General features: G+C 61.5%; 13 protein-coding genes and 2 pseudogenes. 4 read left to right on the top strand and 11 right to left on the bottom strand.

What is annotated here, in order from left to right; translation table 11 throughout:
- Positions 1–9: 9 nt before the first annotated feature.
- The 7 genes from AFIDRAFT_RS05520 to AFIDRAFT_RS19720 are packed head-to-tail and all read right to left on the bottom strand — an operon-like array spanning position 10 to position 7,300.
- Positions 10–1,551: a hydrogenase large subunit gene (locus AFIDRAFT_RS05520; RefSeq protein WP_009338241.1), complete on the bottom strand. Its 1,542-nt coding sequence runs from the start codon at positions 1,549–1,551 to the stop codon at positions 10–12.
- A complete protein-coding gene (locus AFIDRAFT_RS05515; protein WP_009338240.1) occupies positions 1,548–2,996 on the bottom strand; it encodes a hydrogenase 4 subunit F in 1,449 nt (482 codons plus the stop codon). The genes AFIDRAFT_RS05520 and AFIDRAFT_RS05515 overlap by 4 nt, the downstream gene beginning before the upstream one ends.
- Complete coding sequence (locus AFIDRAFT_RS05510; RefSeq protein WP_009338239.1) at positions 2,993–3,655, bottom strand: hydrogenase-4 component E; 663 nt, start codon at positions 3,653–3,655, stop codon at positions 2,993–2,995. The genes AFIDRAFT_RS05515 and AFIDRAFT_RS05510 overlap by 4 nt, the downstream gene beginning before the upstream one ends.
- Complete coding sequence (locus AFIDRAFT_RS05505; RefSeq protein ID WP_009338238.1) at positions 3,655–4,608, bottom strand: respiratory chain complex I subunit 1 family protein; 954 nt, start codon at positions 4,606–4,608, stop codon at positions 3,655–3,657. The genes AFIDRAFT_RS05510 and AFIDRAFT_RS05505 overlap by 1 nt, the downstream gene beginning before the upstream one ends.
- Positions 4,599–6,596 (bottom strand): hydrogenase 4 subunit B, encoded by a 1,998-nt coding sequence (hyfB, locus tag AFIDRAFT_RS05500; protein ID WP_009338237.1) that lies wholly within the window; start codon positions 6,594–6,596, stop codon positions 4,599–4,601. The genes AFIDRAFT_RS05505 and hyfB overlap by 10 nt, the downstream gene beginning before the upstream one ends.
- 51 nt (positions 6,597–6,647) lie before the next feature.
- Entirely contained in the window at positions 6,648–6,893 is a 246-nt protein-coding gene (locus tag AFIDRAFT_RS05495; RefSeq protein ID WP_009338236.1) for a helix-turn-helix domain-containing protein, read from the bottom strand.
- Entirely contained in the window at positions 6,890–7,300 is a 411-nt protein-coding gene (locus AFIDRAFT_RS19720; RefSeq protein ID WP_009338235.1) for a hypothetical protein, read from the bottom strand. Before AFIDRAFT_RS19720 ends, AFIDRAFT_RS05495 begins: the two co-directional genes overlap by 4 nt.
- Before the next feature lie 60 nt (positions 7,301–7,360).
- Between AFIDRAFT_RS19720 and qatB the strand changes: the two genes are divergently transcribed.
- The 4 genes and pseudogenes from qatB to AFIDRAFT_RS20500 form a co-directional block, all read left to right on the top strand.
- Positions 7,361–7,930 carry a Qat anti-phage system associated protein QatB gene (qatB, locus tag AFIDRAFT_RS20505; RefSeq protein WP_009338234.1) on the top strand — a complete coding sequence of 190 codons (570 nt, stop codon included), beginning with the start codon at positions 7,361–7,363 and terminating at the stop codon, positions 7,928–7,930.
- A 41-nt stretch (positions 7,931–7,971) separates the two neighbouring features.
- Positions 7,972–8,940: pseudogene (gene qatC / locus AFIDRAFT_RS05480) on the top strand (Qat anti-phage system QueC-like protein QatC); the annotation flags it as partial.
- A gap of 11 nt (positions 8,941–8,951) precedes the next feature.
- On the top strand, positions 8,952–9,542 hold the full coding sequence (gene qatD, locus AFIDRAFT_RS05475) for a Qat anti-phage system TatD family nuclease QatD (RefSeq protein WP_502685473.1): 591 nt from the start codon (positions 8,952–8,954) through the stop codon (positions 9,540–9,542).
- Positions 9,543–9,611: 69 nt separating this feature from the next.
- Positions 9,612–9,737, top strand: a pseudogene (locus AFIDRAFT_RS20500) (IS481 family transposase); the annotation flags it as partial.
- A gap of 475 nt (positions 9,738–10,212) precedes the next feature.
- On the opposite strand, the gene AFIDRAFT_RS19095 reads toward AFIDRAFT_RS20500, so the two are convergent.
- The 4 genes from AFIDRAFT_RS19095 to AFIDRAFT_RS05450 all read right to left on the bottom strand — a co-directional run bounded on the left by AFIDRAFT_RS19095 (position 10,213) and on the right by AFIDRAFT_RS05450 (position 18,040).
- The gene (locus tag AFIDRAFT_RS19095; RefSeq protein ID WP_009338230.1) at positions 10,213–11,673 is read right to left on the bottom strand and encodes a nucleotidyl transferase AbiEii/AbiGii toxin family protein; all 1,461 of its coding nucleotides are present in this window, start codon (positions 11,671–11,673) and stop codon (positions 10,213–10,215) included.
- A complete protein-coding gene (locus AFIDRAFT_RS05460; protein ID WP_040297823.1) occupies positions 11,670–12,479 on the bottom strand; it encodes a type IV toxin-antitoxin system AbiEi family antitoxin domain-containing protein in 810 nt (269 codons plus the stop codon). Before AFIDRAFT_RS05460 ends, AFIDRAFT_RS19095 begins: the two co-directional genes overlap by 4 nt.
- A gap of 198 nt (positions 12,480–12,677) precedes the next feature.
- Positions 12,678–14,468 carry a phospholipase D-like domain-containing protein gene (locus AFIDRAFT_RS05455; RefSeq protein ID WP_009338228.1) on the bottom strand — a complete coding sequence of 597 codons (1,791 nt, stop codon included), beginning with the start codon at positions 14,466–14,468 and terminating at the stop codon, positions 12,678–12,680.
- A complete protein-coding gene (locus tag AFIDRAFT_RS05450) occupies positions 14,465–18,040 on the bottom strand; it encodes a DEAD/DEAH box helicase (RefSeq protein ID WP_009338227.1) in 3,576 nt (1,191 codons plus the stop codon). Before AFIDRAFT_RS05450 ends, AFIDRAFT_RS05455 begins: the two co-directional genes overlap by 4 nt.
- Between the last annotated feature and the right edge of the window lie 147 nt (positions 18,041–18,187).

Here is an 18,187-nt window from a genome sequence, read left to right as displayed (position 1 = left end):
GGACCGCTTTCAGAGATCGTGCCCCGAATAGGAGCAGTTGAAGGATTTGTTGCAGATCGGAAAATCGGCAACGATGTTGCCTTCGATCGCAGCCTCCAGTAGCGGCCACTGGAACCAAGACGGATCGCGTAGATGGCAGCGTTCGATGCGGCCAGTAGCGTCGATTCGAACCCAGGCAAGAATGTCGCCGCGAAAGCCTTCGACGATCGCCATGCCCTCGCTTGCCGCGCTCGCGAGGCTGCTGCTGTTCTCCGTCCGGATCGGGCCATCCGGCAATTTGGCGAGGATTTGCTCGATCAGCCTGATGGACTGCTCTACCTCGCGGACACGTATCCACAGACGGGCATTCACGTCGCCCTCTTCAAGCACAGGGATTTCGAATTCGAGTTCGTCATAGGGGGCGTAGCCGGGCCAGCGTCGCGCATCACAGCGCCGGCCTGACGCGCGACCGACAAATCCACCGGCCGCGAATTGCGCGGCAAGTGCCGGCTGCAGGATACCCGTTCCAACGGTGCGGTCTTGCAATGATGCGGTTGTATTATAGAGCTCGACGAGCCGCTGAAAACGACGACGGATGTCTGCCATTAAGGCGGCAATACGTGCGGCGCCAGCGGGGTCGATATCGGCGGCGACGCCGCCCGGCACGATGCGATCCATCATCAGCCTGTGCCCAAAGCAAGCGACTGCTTCCCGAAGCACTTGTTCCCTCAGCACGGAACAATGGGCGAGCATGATGGCGAATCCGCCGTCGTTGCAGATTGCGCCAACATCGCCGAGATGATTTGCGAGGCGCTCCAGTTCCGCCATCAGCGCTCTAAGCCAGGCGGCGCGTATGGGCGGCATCCAACCAAGCGCCGCTTCCACTGCACGCGCAAATGCCAGGCCATAGGCGACCGTTGAATCGCCGGAGCAGCGGCAGGCCAATCGCGCCGCCCGCTCCAGGTCGGCGCCTTGCAGGAGACTCTCAATTCCTTTGTGGGTGTAGCCCAAACGTTCCTCGATCCGCACCACGGTCTCGCCATCGGCGCTGATGCGGAAATGACCGGGCTCGATAATGCCGGCATGGACTGGTCCGACCGGCAGTTGGTGAATGTTCTCTCCTTCGACGGGAAGGAATCCGTACTCCTCGGCTGGCCGAGCGTCGTTTCGCTGCGCGGCAAGTGGGGCATGCACGCCCCATTTCCCGTGATCGAGCCAGGGGCGCGTATCCGGCAGGCCGACCGGAACAAGTGCGAACAGATCGGCGACAGCACGCTCCAGATGGATCGCTGGTGGATGTACTCGTCCTACGGAAGGATAGCGGCCCTCCGGGCAGGTGAGGCTCAACACCAGGATGCGGTTCGGGTCACTGGCGTCTGCGACAGCCATATGGACGGCCTGTGATTCGCCCCAGAGCCCGAGCAGGTTGAGGATACCGTGGCTCAACCGATCCGCCGCTTCCGTCCAGACGTCGGCCTGCACGTCTATTCTGGGCCATGGGCGATGTTCGGCAACGATGCGTCCGTTCAAACGGTCGAACGGATCTAGGACGGATGGATCGCGTTCCGTCATTTGAGCAGGCCCGCGACATTCTGGAACCAGGCGACCATGGCTCCCGGCATATAAAGCCCGCCGATCAGCACAAGGCTCAGATGCGCGAAGATCGGCAGGTAGGAAGCGCGTACCGGTGTCGTCGGCCCGGTGGGTTCGCCGAAGGCGATCGAGCCCAGGCGCAGCAGCAGCGCACCGAAAGCAACCAGCAGCCCGAAGGCCGCGAGAGCGGCGAGCGCTGGCGCGCGCGAGAAGGCCGAGGTGACAACCAGAAACTCGCTCATGAAGATACCGAAGGGCGGCAGCCCCGCAATCGCAATGACGCCGGCGACGAGCGTCCAACCGAGGAGGGGATGACTGCTCGTCAGCCCGCGGATATCGGCGATCTTCTGGGTGCCCTTCACCTGCGCGACATGGCCAACCGAGAAGAAGATGGCCGATTTGGTCAGGCTGTGCATGGTCATCTGCAGAAGACCGGCGAAATTGCCGAGCGGGCCGCCCATCCCGAAGGCGAAGACGATGATCCCCATGTGCTCGATCGACGAATAGGCAAACATGCGTTTGATGTCGCGGCGCCGGTAAAGCATGAAGGCGGCGAAGATCAGTGAGCCGAGACCGAGCGTGATCATCAGCGGTCCGACCGCGATCGTTCCGGGATTTGCCGCGACGATCATCTTGAACCGCAGCAATGCGTAGAGCGCCACATTCAGCAGCAATCCCGAGAGCACGGCGGAGACCGGCGTCGGCCCTTCGGCATGGGCGTCCGGCAGCCAGGCATGCATTGGCGCCAGGCCGACCTTGGTGCCGTAGCCAAGCAGGAGAAACACGAAGGCAATATTGAGCAGCGACGGGTCGAGGAAGGCCGCATGGCGCAGCAGGTTGGTCCACGCCATCGCGCCCATGCCCTCGCCGATGGTCGACACCGCTGCCAGATAAACGAGGATCGTTCCGAACAGCGCCAGCGCTATGCCAACACTGCCGAGGATGAAATACTTCCAGGCGGCCTCCAGCGCTTCGTGCGTACGGTAGATGCCGACCATCATGATGGTCGAGAGCGTCGCCAGTTCGATCGCGACCCACATTAGGCCGATATTGTTGGCCGTCAGCGCCAGGTCCATGCCGAACATCATCAGCTGGAACATTACATGGTAGAAGCGCAGATAGCCGGGCGTGAGACGTCCCGTCTCCAGTTCATGCCCGATGTAGCTGGCGCTGAAGACGCTCGTCGTGAAACCCACGAAGGCATTCAGGGTGATGAACACCACGTTGAGGTCGTCGGCCAGCAGCAGGTCGTCGACCGGCGGCCGGCTGCGGAAGAGCAGCAGCGCGAAAAGCAGCACAACAAAGCTGGCAAAAATATTCAGCCGTGCCGACCAGCGATAATCCCGCACAAAGGCGAGCGCCGCGGCCGCGACCAGCGAGGTTAGGAGCAGAGCGATGAGGGGGTTGAACGCCAGGATGCTCATCGGCGCTCTCCGCGGAAGCGGTCCAGCACCTGGATATCGACAGTGTCGAAGCGCTCCCGAATCCGGAACAAGAAGATTCCGATGACGATGAAGGCGATCAAGACTGAGAACGCGACACTGATTTCCACCACCAAAGGCATGCCGCGCGCGCCGGTGCCCGCGAGGATCAGCCCGTTCTCGATCGACATGAAGCCGATCACCTGGCTGACGGCGTTACGCCGTGTCACCATGATCAAAAGCCCGAGGAGCACGACAGAGAGCGCAAGGGCCACATCTTCCCGGATCAGAGCGCTGGCGCCGGCCGTCACGCGCAGCATCAGATCCATGGATAGCGCGACGAGGCCGATGCCAAGCAGCATCGTCAGGCCGGTACCGACGGCGACCTCGATCTCCCGATGCAATCCCATGCGCACCACCATGCGGCGGAGTGCCATCGGGATGACGATGCTCTTGAAGCCAAGCGCGATCATGGCCGTCACGTAGAGATCGGGCTTGTCCTGGATATGCGCCTGCCATGCGACCGACAGGGCCAGGAGAAGGGATTGTAGGGACAGGACGTTGATCAGCGGGAGCAGCCGATCCTGGTAAAGCATCATGAAGCTGACGAGGACGAGTCCGCCGGCGAACATATGGGCGATGTCAAAGGCCAACGGCGACATCACATGCCCCCCGACACGAACAGCAGCAATGTGCCCAGCAGGCCGAGCATCAGCGCGATCCCGAGCAGATTAGGCACGCGAAACACACGCATCTTGGCGATGACGGTTTCGAGCGTCGCCAATAGCAGGCCTGCAACGATCACCTTCAGAAGATAAGCCGCGAGGGAGATCGCATGCGCCGGTAGTCCGGCTCCATCGGTGATCAGTCCGAACGGAAAGAAGATGCAGGCGATGATCGATATGTAGAGAAGCAGTTTCAGCGACGCCGCCAGTTCAATCATCGCGAGGTGACGGCCGGAATATTCGAGTGCCATCGCTTCATGCACCATCGTTACTTCGAGATGCGTGGACGGATTGTCGACCGGGATGCGGGCGTTTTCCGCCAGCGCGACGATGATGAGCGCGACGAGTGCCATGGCGAGCGAAACGCGCAGGCCTCCCGCGTCTGCCATGAATGCCGCGATGGTTGACAATTGCGTCGATCCCGCGACGAGAGCGACCGTGAACACGACCATGATCATCGCCGGCTCGGCGAGAGAGGCGATCATGACCTCACGGCTGGCGCCGATGCCGCCGAAACTGGTTCCGGTATCGAGTGCTGCGACGGCTTGAACAAAGCGCGCCGTGCCGAGGAGCGCGACGATAGCGATCAGGTCGCCCACCCAACTAAACAGAAGGCCGGTTTGAAAGGTCGGGACGAGCGCCGCCGCCACCCAGGTGGCGGCGAAGATCAGGTAAGGCGCCACCCGAAAGAGCCACGAGCTGTTGTCGGCGAGGACGACGTCCTTTCCGAATAGACGCCGCAAGTCGCGATAAGGCTGCAGGATCGGCGGCCCGATCCGGCGCTGCAGCCGCGCCTTCATCTTGCGGGTCACGCCGGTCAACGCCGGGGCAAGCGCCAGAACCAGCAGCATCTGCCCGAATTGGGCTGCGAGCGCGGACGTCATCCCCATAACGCGAGAACCACCAGGAGGACGATGAGCGCGATGAAGACGAAGCTGAGATAGCGGCGGATCGTAAAGAACTGAATGTGATTCAACAACGTCGCCGATGCGCCGATGGCGCTGGCGATCGGCGCGTACATAAAATCCCAGACTGGATCGCGCAGGAACCTTCGGAGGGTTGCCGGTCGCGGATCGCCGGGCGGCGGCATCTCGACTTGCTCATGTGCTGCGAACGTGACGGTTGCGAAGACCCGCCGTATGGGCTGCGCCAGGCTGGTGGCGGAGTATTGCGCGACGATGCCAAGCCCCGGGTAACCGCAATCCCAGAACGGCGCCTTGCGCACCGTTCGGGAGGCGAAGCGATGGACCACGACGGCCGCAAGACCGGCAGAGGCCACCACGAAGCCGAACAGCAGGAGGCCATTGTAGGAACTGCGACTTGCCGATACGGGCACAATGGATAGCCAAGGAATGCTCGCCTGGGACGGCATATGCCCGGCCACAAGTGTGGCCGGAACCGGCTGCAGCCAATCGATGATGATGCCAGGGAACAGACCGGCCAACAGGCAAAGGGCAGCACAGATGAGCATCGTCGCGAGCGACCAACGATCGGCTTCGCGCGCCTCTGCGGCAGCGGTTGTTCGCGGGCGGCCCAGATAGGTGGCTCCGAAGGCACGCACGAAGCAGGCGGCGGCGAGCGCGGCGGCGAGCGCCAGCAGGACGCCGACCGCTGGCACCAGCAACTTCAACCCCATCTGCGGCAGTTGCGGGCTGACCAGGATACTCTGGAAGATCAGCCATTCGGAGGCGAAGCCGTTGAACGGCGGCAGCGCCGAAATGGCCATGCTGGCGGCGAGGAAGGCGGCAGACGAGATCGGCATGCGATGGATCAGGCCGCCCAGCCGCTCCATGTCCTGCTCTCCCGTCGCTACGATCACGGCGCCAGAGCCATAGAACAGGGCGCTCTTGAACAGCATGTGGTTGAGGGCGTGGAATAGCGCGGCGGTCAACGCCAGCGCGGCGGCGCCAGCCAGACCACTGGCCTTGAAGGCCAACGCAAGGCCAAGCGCGATGAAGATGATGCCGACATTCTCGATGGTGCTGTAGGCGAGCACGCGCTTGAGATCGGTTTCCATCAACGCGTAGAGCACACCGATCGCAGCCGTTGCGCCGCCGAGCAGGAGGGCTGGCAGGCTCCACCACCAACTCGGATCTCCCATCAGATCGAAGGCGACCCGGATGAAGGCGTAGATGGCGACCTTCGTCATCACGCCACTCATCAGCGCCGAAACATGGCTCGGCGCGGCCGGGTGCGCGAGTGGCAGCCAGACGTGCAATGGGACGAGGCCCGCCTTAGAGCCGGCGCCGATGACCGCCAGGACGAGCGCAAGCCCTGCCAGGCCGGGCGAGAGGTGGTGCGCGCGAATGGCGTCGAAAGCGTAATCGCCGTGCGCACCGGCCAGCAGCCCGAAGGCGAACAGCAGCGCGAATGTGCCGAAGCTCGCCATGATCAGATAGACGAATCCCGCGTAGGCTGTCTTCGCCGCGTGATGGCGCGCCATCACCAGCGCCCACGACACCAACGACATGAGCTCCCAGGCGAACAGGAAGCTGTAGGCGTCGTCGGCGACGACCACGAGATTCATGGCCGCGAGAAAAGCGGGATAGAACGGCAGCACGCGGGCGGGCTCCGCTTCGTGCCGTCCGTAGCCTAGCGCATAGAGAGACGCGCTCGCCGCGCCGAAATTGATGATGGCAAGAAAGGCGCACGCGAGCGGATCGAGCCGGAAATGCGCACCAAGCCAAGGAAGCCCCAGCGGCAGAACCGCCTCCGAGGACGCTTGGCCGATAGACAGAAGGGAGTCCGCGCACAACGTAAGCGAGATCGTCAGGCAGGCGCCGTAGATGATCGGCGTGGCGGCGCGATGAGGGATCAGGATAAGCGACAGAGCCGACACAACGAGCAGCCCGGTGATACACGTCAACACAATGGGCATCAGCAACCCCTTGGCCGGCGCGGATGCATGCTCTTGTCCATGTCGTCTGCCTCAGCCTTTCAGCCGGACGCCACGGCCTCCGCCCGAGCTGGTTGCGCCCTCACCGATGAGTTCGATGCCCGCCGCATCGAGCCCGGCAATCAGCTTCATGAGGGAATCGACGTTGCCGCGGATTACGCCTTCGCTGGCTTCCATTCTCTGGATCGTTGGAAGCGAAAGGCCGGATTGTTCGGCCAGATCGCGTTGGTCCAGCGCAAGGAGCGCACGGGCCGCTCGCATCTGCCCAGCAGTGATCATGTTGCTCCGTCCACATACGGTGTTGAAGCATCCATATACATGTTTCGAACATCAATGTAAACGTCCGATACATGCATTATGCCTGCTCTTAGAGCTTCCAGGGCTGTGGGCTTGCCGCCCGACCCTGCGGAGCGGCCGAGCAGGAGCACGGACGGAACGTGCGATCGCGAACCCAACTGCGGCGCGGACCAAGCGGCGCCGTCGACCTGCAGATAGATCGGGGCATCGATGGTGTCGCCGTTCTGGTGCGCGCCCATCCGACCTTGCAGCCGAATCTCCTCGATCTCCGAGGCTCTACCGGCGGACCGCTGCGGTCCGTGGCCGGCGTCCGGCTGGGAGGGCGTGATCAAGGAGGGGGAATCGGTGGCCCGCTTCGAGCGGCTTCTGAAGACCTGGTCCACATCCAAGGGCTCGTTCCTGAAGACGACGGCCGCGGCGGCGCTACGCACGCGCGGGAATCGCCGCTGATGGGAACCTCGAACGCGTATGGCGGTGCTGGCGGTGGGACGCCCTTGATCCCGAGTTGGCTGCAGGACGACGGCGGCGGCGCGGGAGGCGGCGCCACGCCGCCCAGCGACGGGTCGACGCCTGCACCCGCGACCGGTGCGCCGCCGGCGGTCCCCCCGGCGCCGGCGCCGCGACCTGTCATCCCGGCGGCTGGGGCTTCTGACCGTTACACCGGAGCGCGCACCAGTTTCTCGCGGTTCGCCAGTTCGGGGGGAACCGACCGTCGCGGCTTGGGCCGCGCGATCTCGCGCTATGTGTCGACCTCGGCGGGCGGATCTCGTCGTGCCGCCCAGCGCATGGGTTCATCGCGGGGAGCCGGGGCGGGATTGGTCCGCTTCCTGAACGACGCGAGCGTCAACGGCGTCCGCGAGGCCCTAAGGGCGTTGAACCTCGAAAGCCTGGCCGGCCGGCCGATCGAAGAGGTGTTCGCCGGGCTCGCGGATTATATCTGTCCGGAAGGCGGGTCGATTGACGAAGGTATCGCTCGCGACGCTTTCATCGAGACGATCGCCGACCTCGCCGGGCGCTAAACTTCCTTACCGGCGATCGGTGGGAGGTTGGGTTCCGGAAACGACCGAGGACGTTCAAGACGATCGTGCCAGCCTCCGCGCCAACTCTGCTGCCGCCCCCGTTCGACGGCGTCAGCCTGTTTTCAGGCGGCCTCGACAGCCTGATCGGTGCGATCGATACCCTTGAAGGTAACGGGGTGCCGCTGCTCGTGAGCCATGCAGGCGAAGGGTTGGTGAGCAAATCACAAGAGCGCTGCTTCGACGGCCTCAAGGCCGCATACCCCGGGTCGACGTTCAATCGGCTCCGGGTTTGGATGAGCTTCGACGCCGGTCTATTTGATGATGTGGCGTCCGAGGATACGACGCGCGGCCGATCCTTTTTGTTCTTCTCCCTTGGGGTGACGGCCGGAACGTGCTTGGCGAGTCCCTTCGTGCTCAAGGTGCCGGAGAATGGCCTGATCGCGCTCAATGTGCCGCTCGACCGCCTGAGGCTCGGGGCGCTCAGCACGCGGACGACGCACCCCTTCTATATCGCTCGCTGGAACGAGATGCTCGCTGCGCTTGGGGTCGGTGGTCGCATCGACAATCCATATTGGGACAAGACCAAGGGCGAGATGGTGGCCGCCTGTGCGAGCCAGGCGGTCCTCTCGAAGCTCGCGCCGTCGTCCTTGTCGTGTTCGTCGCCGACCAAGGGACGCTGGACGAAGCAGCCGCAAGGCCATTGTGGTTTCTGTCTGCCCTGTTTGATCCGTCGCGCCGCTCTCGAGCCGAACGATCCGACGACATACACGCTTGCGAATCTCCGTGCCGGTCCCCTCGACACGAAGCAGGCCGCAGGTCAGCAGGTCCGCTCGTTTCAGATAGCGATCGCGCGTCTCGCAGCCCGTCCTGATCTCGCCAAGGTGCTGATCCATAAGCCCGGACCGCTTTACGACGATCCCGCCCGACATGACGCGCTGGCCGGTGTCTATCGTCGGGGTTTAGAGGAGGTCGGCCGGCTTTTGACCGGTGTCCAGACGGCTCCAGCGTGATTTCGGACAAAGTGCGGCCGCTCGTAGACTTCCACTGCCACCTCGATCTTTACCCCGACCATGCCGAAGCGGTGGCGCGGTGTGAGCGCGAAGGTGTCTTCACCCTCGCCGTGACAACGACGCCGAAGGCTTGGCCACGCAATCAGGAACTTGCAGCAGCGACGCGCCACGTCCGGGCCGCTTTGGGATTGCATCCGCAGCTCGTCGCCGAGCGGAGCCACGAAATTGCGCTCTGGAAGCAGTTGTTGCCGCGGACACGGTACGTCGGAGAGGTCGGTCTCGACGCAGGACCCAAATTTTATCCTTCGTTCGAGCGGCAGAAGGAGGTTTTCGTCGAGATACTTACCTCATGCGCCGCAGCGTCCGACAAGATACTAACCGTTCACAGCGTTCGCGCGACGAAGATCGTGCTCGACATGATGGAGAAACATCTGCCGCCGACGCGCGGCCGAGTGGTGTTGCATTGGTTCACCGGGACGGCGGCCGAAATCCGGCGCGCTGTCGATCTCGGTTGCTATTTCTCGGTCAACGCTGAGATGCTCGCGAATGAAAAGCGGACTGTCGCCAACCGCGCATTCCCGCTAGGTGTGAGCTTTCAATAGGTTGTCCATCCGGCCCCGGCCGAGGAAGCTGATGTTGTCGAGACGTCAACTTGTCCTTGGAGGAGCCGAATGGACATCCATAACAATGCCCGCCTGACGCCGTACGGTCGAGAGCGCATGGTCAACATGGTTGTCGGCGGGCAAACGCCGAAGGCCGTCGGTGAAGCCGTAGGCGTTTGCCCTCGCACGGTGCGCTCGTCAACCAAAAACTCATAGGTATTGGGCCAGCCAGACTCGGCTCGGAAACGAGTCAATTCCTTGCCGCGCGATAGGTCAAAGATCGCGAGGACGGCACTATCCGGCTCGCTTCCCGAATTGCAGGTATGGCAAGCCGCGAAGGTGCCGTCAGCCGAAAGTCCGTTATTGAAGAGATTGGCCGCGAAGGGCTGTGACAGGATAGGCGACCCGTCTGCTTTGAAAGCCCAGAACGTCCCCGAGAGTTCCGCCGCGAACCGCCAATCGTTCAGGATGAAGTTGCCATTGTCGGCGACCTTTCCGTCATTGGGTCTCTGCATTCGTCCGTGCGCAACAATCCGGTCATCGTCGATCAGGACGTAGTGTCCACTCTCCATCGAAGATTCTCTTTAAGAACGGATCGCTCGCATACGGATCCGCCTCGTCCGCACCTTTTCGTCGGGTTTATTCTCTTCAACCATTGACTGCGGTCTCGCTAGTATTTCGTCTTCACGAAGGTTCCGAACGTGCCGTAACATTCGTATCCCGTCTGGTTGTTTTTGTGCTTGTTCAACGTCGCGTCGTAGCTCTTCTTGTTGAAAGTTTTTCCGCAGACTGAACATTTAAATACGTAGGTTGGGCCGCTTGCGCCGGCAAAACTTGTGCTGCGCGTCGCCCTGCGGGCGGGCGAACGCCGAATGACTGGCGTATGCCGGACGCCGAAACCCCCTCCTGAGTCAGAGCTCGCTGCCTGCGGAATGCTCTGAGGGCCAGACGGCGTAAGTTCAATCGGGTAGCGCGGCGAGAATGGCGTCTGGGTAGTTGTAACTCCAAGGATGCTACCGACCAGATAGCTGCGCGGTTGACCGTTGTCCGCGCGCACGGCCATGAGCAACACGTCTCCCGCTTGCGAGCGGCGGAGCGAGTAAGCCTCGATTGCTCTCGTTGAGCGGTTGCCCTGCTTATCGCGATAGTCGATTTCAACGAGGAGACGGTTGGCCGCTGCGAAGCGGATCATCTCGATATAGTTTTGCCCTCGGCCGCCGGCAGGCAAGCCGACGATGCGCTCGCGGATGAGTGTATCACCGGCGCCGATGGGCATCGCCGCGAGGGGTTGCAGAATGGCGCCTTGGAGCCAGGCGAAGATCTCTGGGAGCGCGCCCCAAAAAGTCGCAACTGGTAGAAGCGCCGGGAGCTGGTGTTCCAGCATGTGGGTCCAACCGGCCTCAAGATCCGCACGGTGAGGCTCAAGGTCAGCTATGCTCGGAATGCCGATGCCCTTGAATTCGCATTTGGCGCGCAGGACTTCCATGAAGCGCCGTGGTTCCGGGCGCGCTTCGCCGTTTCGGTAAAGATTCACCACGTCGTAAAGATCGCGAGGACGCGTTCGCTCGGCGAGAGCCCGGAATTTTTCGGCGAACGCCTCTATGTAGTCGTAGGCCAGGACCTGGATGCCCTCGTCTGGCGCGTCGCTGTACGGGTGAAAAATCTGCGCTTGAACGGGCGGCAGAACGACCCGCTCGTCCGCTGTCAGGTCGAGTTTGATCCGCGGAAGGCCGTGGGTCGATGAGACGGGCCCCTTATAACTGATCTTCCCCTGGCACGAGATTTGTCCGCGCGGGTTCTGATAGATTTCGAATTCCTGCTTGTCGGCTGGAATCTCGATGCCGGTCTGTTCGTAAATCCACTCGCCGATCTCAGAAAATGCGTTCTTCAGAAAGTCAGCGTCGAGGTGCTCCGGCTTTGTAAGCGTGAAGTCGAGGTCCTCGGAGAAGCGGTAGGTCTCGAAGAAACACTTCTTCAGGCAGGTGCCGCCTTTGAACACCCAATTTTCCGCCAGGTCTTCGTGGCTGTAGATGCCCGCGAGCATCCATCCGAGGACATAGTCCTTCTCGACGACGTGTGGCGTGAGGGACGTCTGCTGGGAGATCGCGAGGATTTCACGCTTTTCGATCATGTCGGTTCCTCGCGAGCCCACCGTTGGGGCACGCGCAGCCGCCACTTTGTCACCACATGTGATCCATCCTGCGCAGGGTCGAGCTTCGCATGGCCACCGCTCAGATGGTCTTCGCAAAGGCGGGCGAGCGCGGCACCGTCGGGAAAGCGCTCGGCCAGAAAACCGAGACGTTTGAAGATGGCGCCGTTGCCGAGACGCACCGCGTACTCGATGACCGTCTCGTTGTCGCGATCGTCGCGCCGCAGATAGGCGGCAAGGCAATCAGTTACATGCTGGATGCCACCGCCTACCGCGGGGTCATCCAGCATATCGATGATCGTGCGGTGCACGTCGGAGACGGGCACGCGGGTCTGATGACGCCAGACACTCTTCGTGCCGAAGAGTTTCCGTTCATCGATGTGCTTCAGCGAGAACAGCGCGCCATGCCGCTCCTGTCGCTTCTGGCGCACGGCTTGAGCCGTCATCACGACGATGTCCTTGAAGATTTGCTCGGTGAGATCCCAATGCTCGGCCGCTGTGCGCCCGCCGATATATGCCGGCGCGAAGAGCGCGGGGACGAGCACCCAGGGATCGTCGAGAACGCGATCGGATCCCATCGTGTCGATGGAAGCGGCGACATAGGCTCCCCGACCGACGCGTCTCAGCCAACCCTGCTCGGTCCAGCGCGAAAGGCGCTGGGCCGCCGCAGTGCGGTCGAGCTGAAGAGTGCTGGCAACGTCGTCGACATGGATCACGTCCCCCGCCGCAGACAGGACACGGACTAGCTGTGCACGACCTTGAGGAAGACGGGGAGTGCCTTGTTCCATATGCGACACTTAGCACAAAGTGCGAATTAAAGCATATGGGATAACAGGTGGTGGCCGGAGAGTCTATTGCTCTATCATCTCTAATTCGCAAGAATCGCAAATTATCGCTAACCGGCGAACACGGCTTTCAGCCTGTGTCGGTAAAGCGGCGAGCTCCGAGGAATGCGGCACGCCGCGCCAGAACGTTCGGACAAGTCCTTAAGCATCCTGAGCCACCGAAGCTTCGTCCGTGAGTTCGGGGAATATCTGCGCCAACCGCGACAAAGTGTCGGTTGCAATGCGGGGCGCATGGATATGAACCCCTATCTCGCCCCACGGAAAGTCCGGGTCAGCGGACGCAGACGCCCAATTCAAGCTAGTGACAACGAGATCGTCGTCGTCCCAAGCCACGAACTTACCATGAAGGGGAACCTTCTTGGTTCGACGGAGAAGGACGCCATCGGCTTTTGCCTCTTCGGCGAGGGCCCGGGCATGACGGTTCTTTAGGGGACCCGCAGTCTGGGTGTAGAGAAGGGTAGCCTGTACGCCATCGCGACTAGCGGCGACCTCCCCTTGCATCAAGGCACCTGGGCGGGCGGTAGAGCCCAGCCGGTTGCTGCCAATCACGAATCTGCGTTTCGCTTCGCTGCTAGCCATTCGAATCAGGCGGTCATGGGCGGTACCGACCAAGATGGAGACGGTCGCGTTGTCGCCTGGCGATGGCGTGCGTCGCATGTCTCGCGCGTTGATCGCCATTTCGGTGGCAATGTTATCGGACAAGCCGCGCCGGCCCACCAAGCGCTGCAGCGCGACGGCGATGTCGGCGACCGCGTGCTGATCTCGTAAGACAACCGACAACTCAACAGATTGGAATGGCGAAGAGAACCAGTTGCAAGATCCGACGCCAGCAATCCATCCATCGTCGGCGGTATCGAGGAGGATTAGCTTGGCATGCGACCCCGTCGTGCGCATGTGAACCCGGAATCGCCCCCTGAGATCGGCGTCTTCGCGAACTATCGATGCAATCTGTGAAGCGGCGGCCGCGTTCCGGCTCTCCGTATCCTCGTCTTTTTCCGCACCCCATAGGAGGTCGAAGGAAACCCCTCTCACACAAGCAGCCCGGATCGCGGCGCTCATGTCCTTAAAGCGCGCCGCATCAAGGAAGGTGGAGTGCACGATAACACGGCGGTGAGCCTGCTCCAGAAGCCGTTCAAGGCATTCTCGTTGCACCGAACCGCCGATCACGACGTCGTCTGCATTGATGGTGCATGCATGACCTATTGGTTCGTCGTCGGAAATTTCCCGCGGACCAGCGTAGGCTACCGGGATGCTGCTGGTGCCCCGAGGAAGTGCTGCTGCTTCTCCGACAAGGCGGCAAAGTTCTTGGCCGGCTGATTCCGGAAGTCCCTGGGGCTCACCGTCGATAACGCGCAACACCATGTATTCGTCGTCGCGCATGGTCGCGGTTCGCCCGTCGATCAGCGCGATTTGTTCGTCCCAGCCACGGGCAGCTATGTCGGAGAGCCGGTTGAGGTTAGCTTCGTGTGACATCGAAGGTCCCCCACCTTCCACCGATACGATGCGAACCTCTGAGCCGCCCTTCCGAGCCTCTTCGAGCTTATAGGGCGTCATGAGACGAACTTGGCGGGTTGGAAAGAAATCGCCGGTTGCCCACTCGATCACAAAGCTGACTCGGCGCGAGATTCGCTTCGGAAAGAATGGAAGTGGGTTGCCGCTGCTCACCACCTTGAAGCCATATTCACTTGCCCGAAACGCAACGGAAGCGTCGTTGATCGTCACCTCGACCAAGCGGAACCGCATTAGCCGCGCGATCGAGGCAACGACCACCTGGTGCGGAAGATCGGCATCAGCCGCGAGTGATGCGATGGTCTTCGATTGGCGCGTAATTGCCCACAGAATAACTTCATCGATCACGCTCCAGGCGCGCCCGCGATCGATTCCGACCTTGCAACCTACTCGAAAGACTGGAACGGCGATCAGCACGCTCATCGGTGGTCTTTCAGGATCGAAGGCGGGATAAGTGTGGCGAGAGGCACATCGTTGCGCTTACGTTCCGCCAGATCGTCAATCGCGTCCGCTATTTCGGAGAGAAACGATATGTCGTGGCTTTCGGCATCTGGGTTGACACCCCGGACAGCTTCTTTGAGGAACGCTAGGCTGCCGACGATTATCAATTGAGACTTCGCACGGCTCAGCGCGACGTTCATGCGGCGCCTGTCGCGCAAGAACCCGAGAGCACCACCGCCGGTGCGGGAGTTATTCCGAACAAGCGATAAGATTACTAAGTCGGCTTCGCTGCCTTGGAACGAGTCGACCGTACCGACAAATGCTCCGTTGCTGCGAACGGCCCGAAACTGATCCAGGTGTGGGAGGTCTCGCGTGCGGATTGAGGCGATCCGCTCGTGGAGCTTTTCCACTTGTGCCTTGTAGGGCGACAGGATTGCGAGCGTCGGCGGCTTCTTCGCATCCTTCGCTCGAACAAGCCGCAAAACATCGACGACGCTCTGCACCTCAGACGGATTGTGCCAGCGGGGCCGTCCGCGCTCTATTTCACTGCTTTGTCCCGTCGAACTAACGTGCGGAAAATTGACCACAACCACGGGCGACATGGGAAGAGCTCCCAGTTGGATAATGGGAGACTCGCCTTTCTCCGCCGCACGGGCACGACCGGCCTCTGTCGTCAGCCGACCTTGGTAAAAGCCCTTCGAGACGATCTCCGCGATCGCCGGGTCCATGCGGCGCTGCTCAGTGAGCGTAGCGGCGATCCGCCTGTGCCCTGGGTTTGCCACTGTTCGTCGCTCATCATCCTCGACGAACGTCCGGAACGGCTCGAGCAGCCGTAGAGCCATGTCGGCAGTTTCGCGAAGCCTTGGAGCGTCCGCGGCGGTGGCATCAAGCTCATCCAATTCGCCATCGCGAAGCAGTGGGCCTATGAGCTGCTCTGCTATCTGAAGCGCCTCGCTGACTAAGCTGTGGTCGGCCAGAATCTTGACGAGCCGATCAGCCTCAAAGGGCGGCAATTGGTGGTGATCACCTATCAGGAGACGGCGGCCGGACAGCATTAGAGGACCGATCAGTTCGGGCCCTGTTGCTTTCGCGGCCTCTTCGACCACGACCCAGTCAAACTGCTCGCGTGCCTCGACCAGCCGCTCGACGTCCGGTGAATTAGCAGTCGAAATGACGATGTTGGCGGCATCCAAGACAAGATGCGACACCGCGCCCAGTCCGGATCTTTCATCTCGATCGACCGTGTCCTTAGCGGTTTCCAAGCGGCTCGCCGCTGCTTTCAGCACCGATATACGGGAACGGGTCGGGGCTGGGGCGTCACGCGCCAGGGCGCTCCGTGACAATCGCTCAAGATAGGCGAGGCCTGCCCGGTGCACCTCTTCATCGCTTGTGGGTCGGCGCTCGGATGTAGTCGAGCGGACCACTAAGAGGTCTGCCAGCCCGGCTTTGCTCAGAGTTTCGGTAATCTTCTCTTGAAGATTGTCGAGTGCGTCATGTCCTTGGGCGCTAATAAGCATACGCGTTGAGCGATCGGCAAGGAAGCGCCGTCGCACGACTTCGGTAGCAAGCTTGGTCTTTCCGACGCCGGGCGGTCCCACGACAAAGTATGACGGAAGCGTGGACCATAGACCGACGAGGGCGTCCTGTTTCGGCTTATCGAGGTCGAGAAACGCTTCGTCCTTCTTGTCTTCGTCACTGAACACGTCGCGACTTGACTGGCGCACACGCCAAGGATCAGCAAGCATGTCGGTCAGATCGACGCGCGTATCCAACGCTTTGATGTTGCGAAGGCGTCTGGCGATGACCTGCTCGGTGCCAGTATCGCGCTCCGTGCGAAGAAAGAAGGGGCCGCTATCAGGTAGTTCTTCGTCAATTTCAAACTGATAACCGCGCCGGCCCTTGTGATCGGCGATGTCGACGAATGTAACCACAACGTCACCGACGCGGGTGGCACCGAGACTGGACGCCTGGCTCAATCGCCATTTTGCCTCAGCGTCCCGATGCTCCTCCTCAAATAACCTCGATAGCGCAACGGCACTCTCTGAAAGTCCAATTTTCTTGGCGATGCGATCCCGGTCGTTATTCGGCTCCGCACGTAGGATGACGAATTTCCGACCATCTCGTCGCCCTCTATCGAGGATCTCGACCGGATAGACTTCGAGCGCTTTGACGACGGCTTCGACTACTTGCACCAGCAAAAGGGCACGGCGAATTGAATCATTCTCTGTCAACCCGCCGATATCCTTGTCCCGATCAGCAAAGGTGCTCCAGTCCAAGGCGTCGGGCCCCAGGCGCGCCCGCAGCTCCTGTGCCTCTCGGGAATTCCCCGCTACCGAAACGGGCTGAAGAATTGGGTGCTCGTCATTCTCGCCCAGGCTGAATGCTCCAGATCGCACGTCGACGGCTTGGCAGACCGCGACATCCCAGACGGCTGCGCCCTCATCGCGAAAAGCCCGGAGCCTGTAAACCATGGCGTCCGTAACAAGTCTTAGCCACGAGGTTGCCGGCTCGAAGGCCCTCGGAACCAACAGCGTCGCGCCGCCATCGAGGTCGGCGCGGACCCATTCGAGTTGGCGACGATATTCGTCGATCGGTATTTCGCCGCTTGTTGCATCGTATACCGCTTCGCCAAGCTTCGACTGTCGATCGAATGTCAGGATAAAGGTGCCGGCGCGGGCGGATACCGCGCGCGCGACACTGGCGATGAGGTCATCGGTCGCCCGGCTGATCGAATCAGCATCAAGCTGGTCCATTCGTGACGGCGCGAGGAGCCGTTTGATCAGCACGCGTTCTGGAACGTGCAACGCGATGGACGAGCCGCCCTTTCCAGATGCCTGCACCTCGCCCGAAGGCTTGATTTCAGCATCAAGACATTCCGCGACGACGAGGCCCAGCGCTCGCCAATCGGCTTCGAAGGAGTAGCTCCCGGCGCGGCGAGCCGCCGCGTCTGGGCCAATCTTCGCGTGAGATCGGTCAGCGGAATTTGCAGCGAGCCACAGACTCCACTCGAAGCCGCCGAGTCGGAAATCGGCTTCATCGGCGCCCTCAGTCATGATCACATCCGCAGCCAAGCGGCCATGGACCAAGCCTTGGGCATGGATGATGCCGAGCGCGCGTACAACGCGCTTGATGTTGTTCCAGAAGAGTATCCGCGGACGCGGCGCACCAAGGTTGTGCAGCCAGTGTTGGCGCGAAACACGTTTACGCCTTTCACTCAGGGGTTGCCCGACACGCTCCAGAAGAACACCAAACTCACGGTCGTCTTCAACGAACTCCATCACGTCGACCACGACATCACGCGCACCGGCGTAGGACATTACCCTTTGGACCTGCCGCATCTCGTGCAGCCAAAGCTGTCGGAGATCTTCGTCGACCGGTTTGCCGGTCTTTCGCCAGAGTTTCAGGCTTAGCTCCGCGCCTGTGCTCTTCTCCTCGACGTCGAAGATTGCCGTGCCCAACGAGGCACGTTCGCCGACGGCGACACCGTCTCCGATGAAATCAAAGCGATCCTCGAGCGCGAGTCTCGATCGTTTCGTTTGCTTGCTCTTTGCCATCGGCCTCTCGACGATCGCGTGGGCGTTGTGACCTCAATCAACAGTAATCGAATTTCGTTCGACGATGGCAGCTCTTGCCGAGTCGCCCTTTGGTTCTCCCCAGCCAAGCCTTGGTAACGACACAGCAAACAGGGCTCGGAGCGAATA

Origin of the sequence: Afipia sp. 1NLS2, from assembly GCF_000178995.1 — a bacterium.
Classification (GTDB): Bacteria; Pseudomonadota; Alphaproteobacteria; order Rhizobiales; family Xanthobacteraceae; genus Afipia.
The sequence above is the reverse complement of the archived record's forward strand: the minus strand, read 5'-3'. Positions and strand labels throughout refer to the sequence as shown.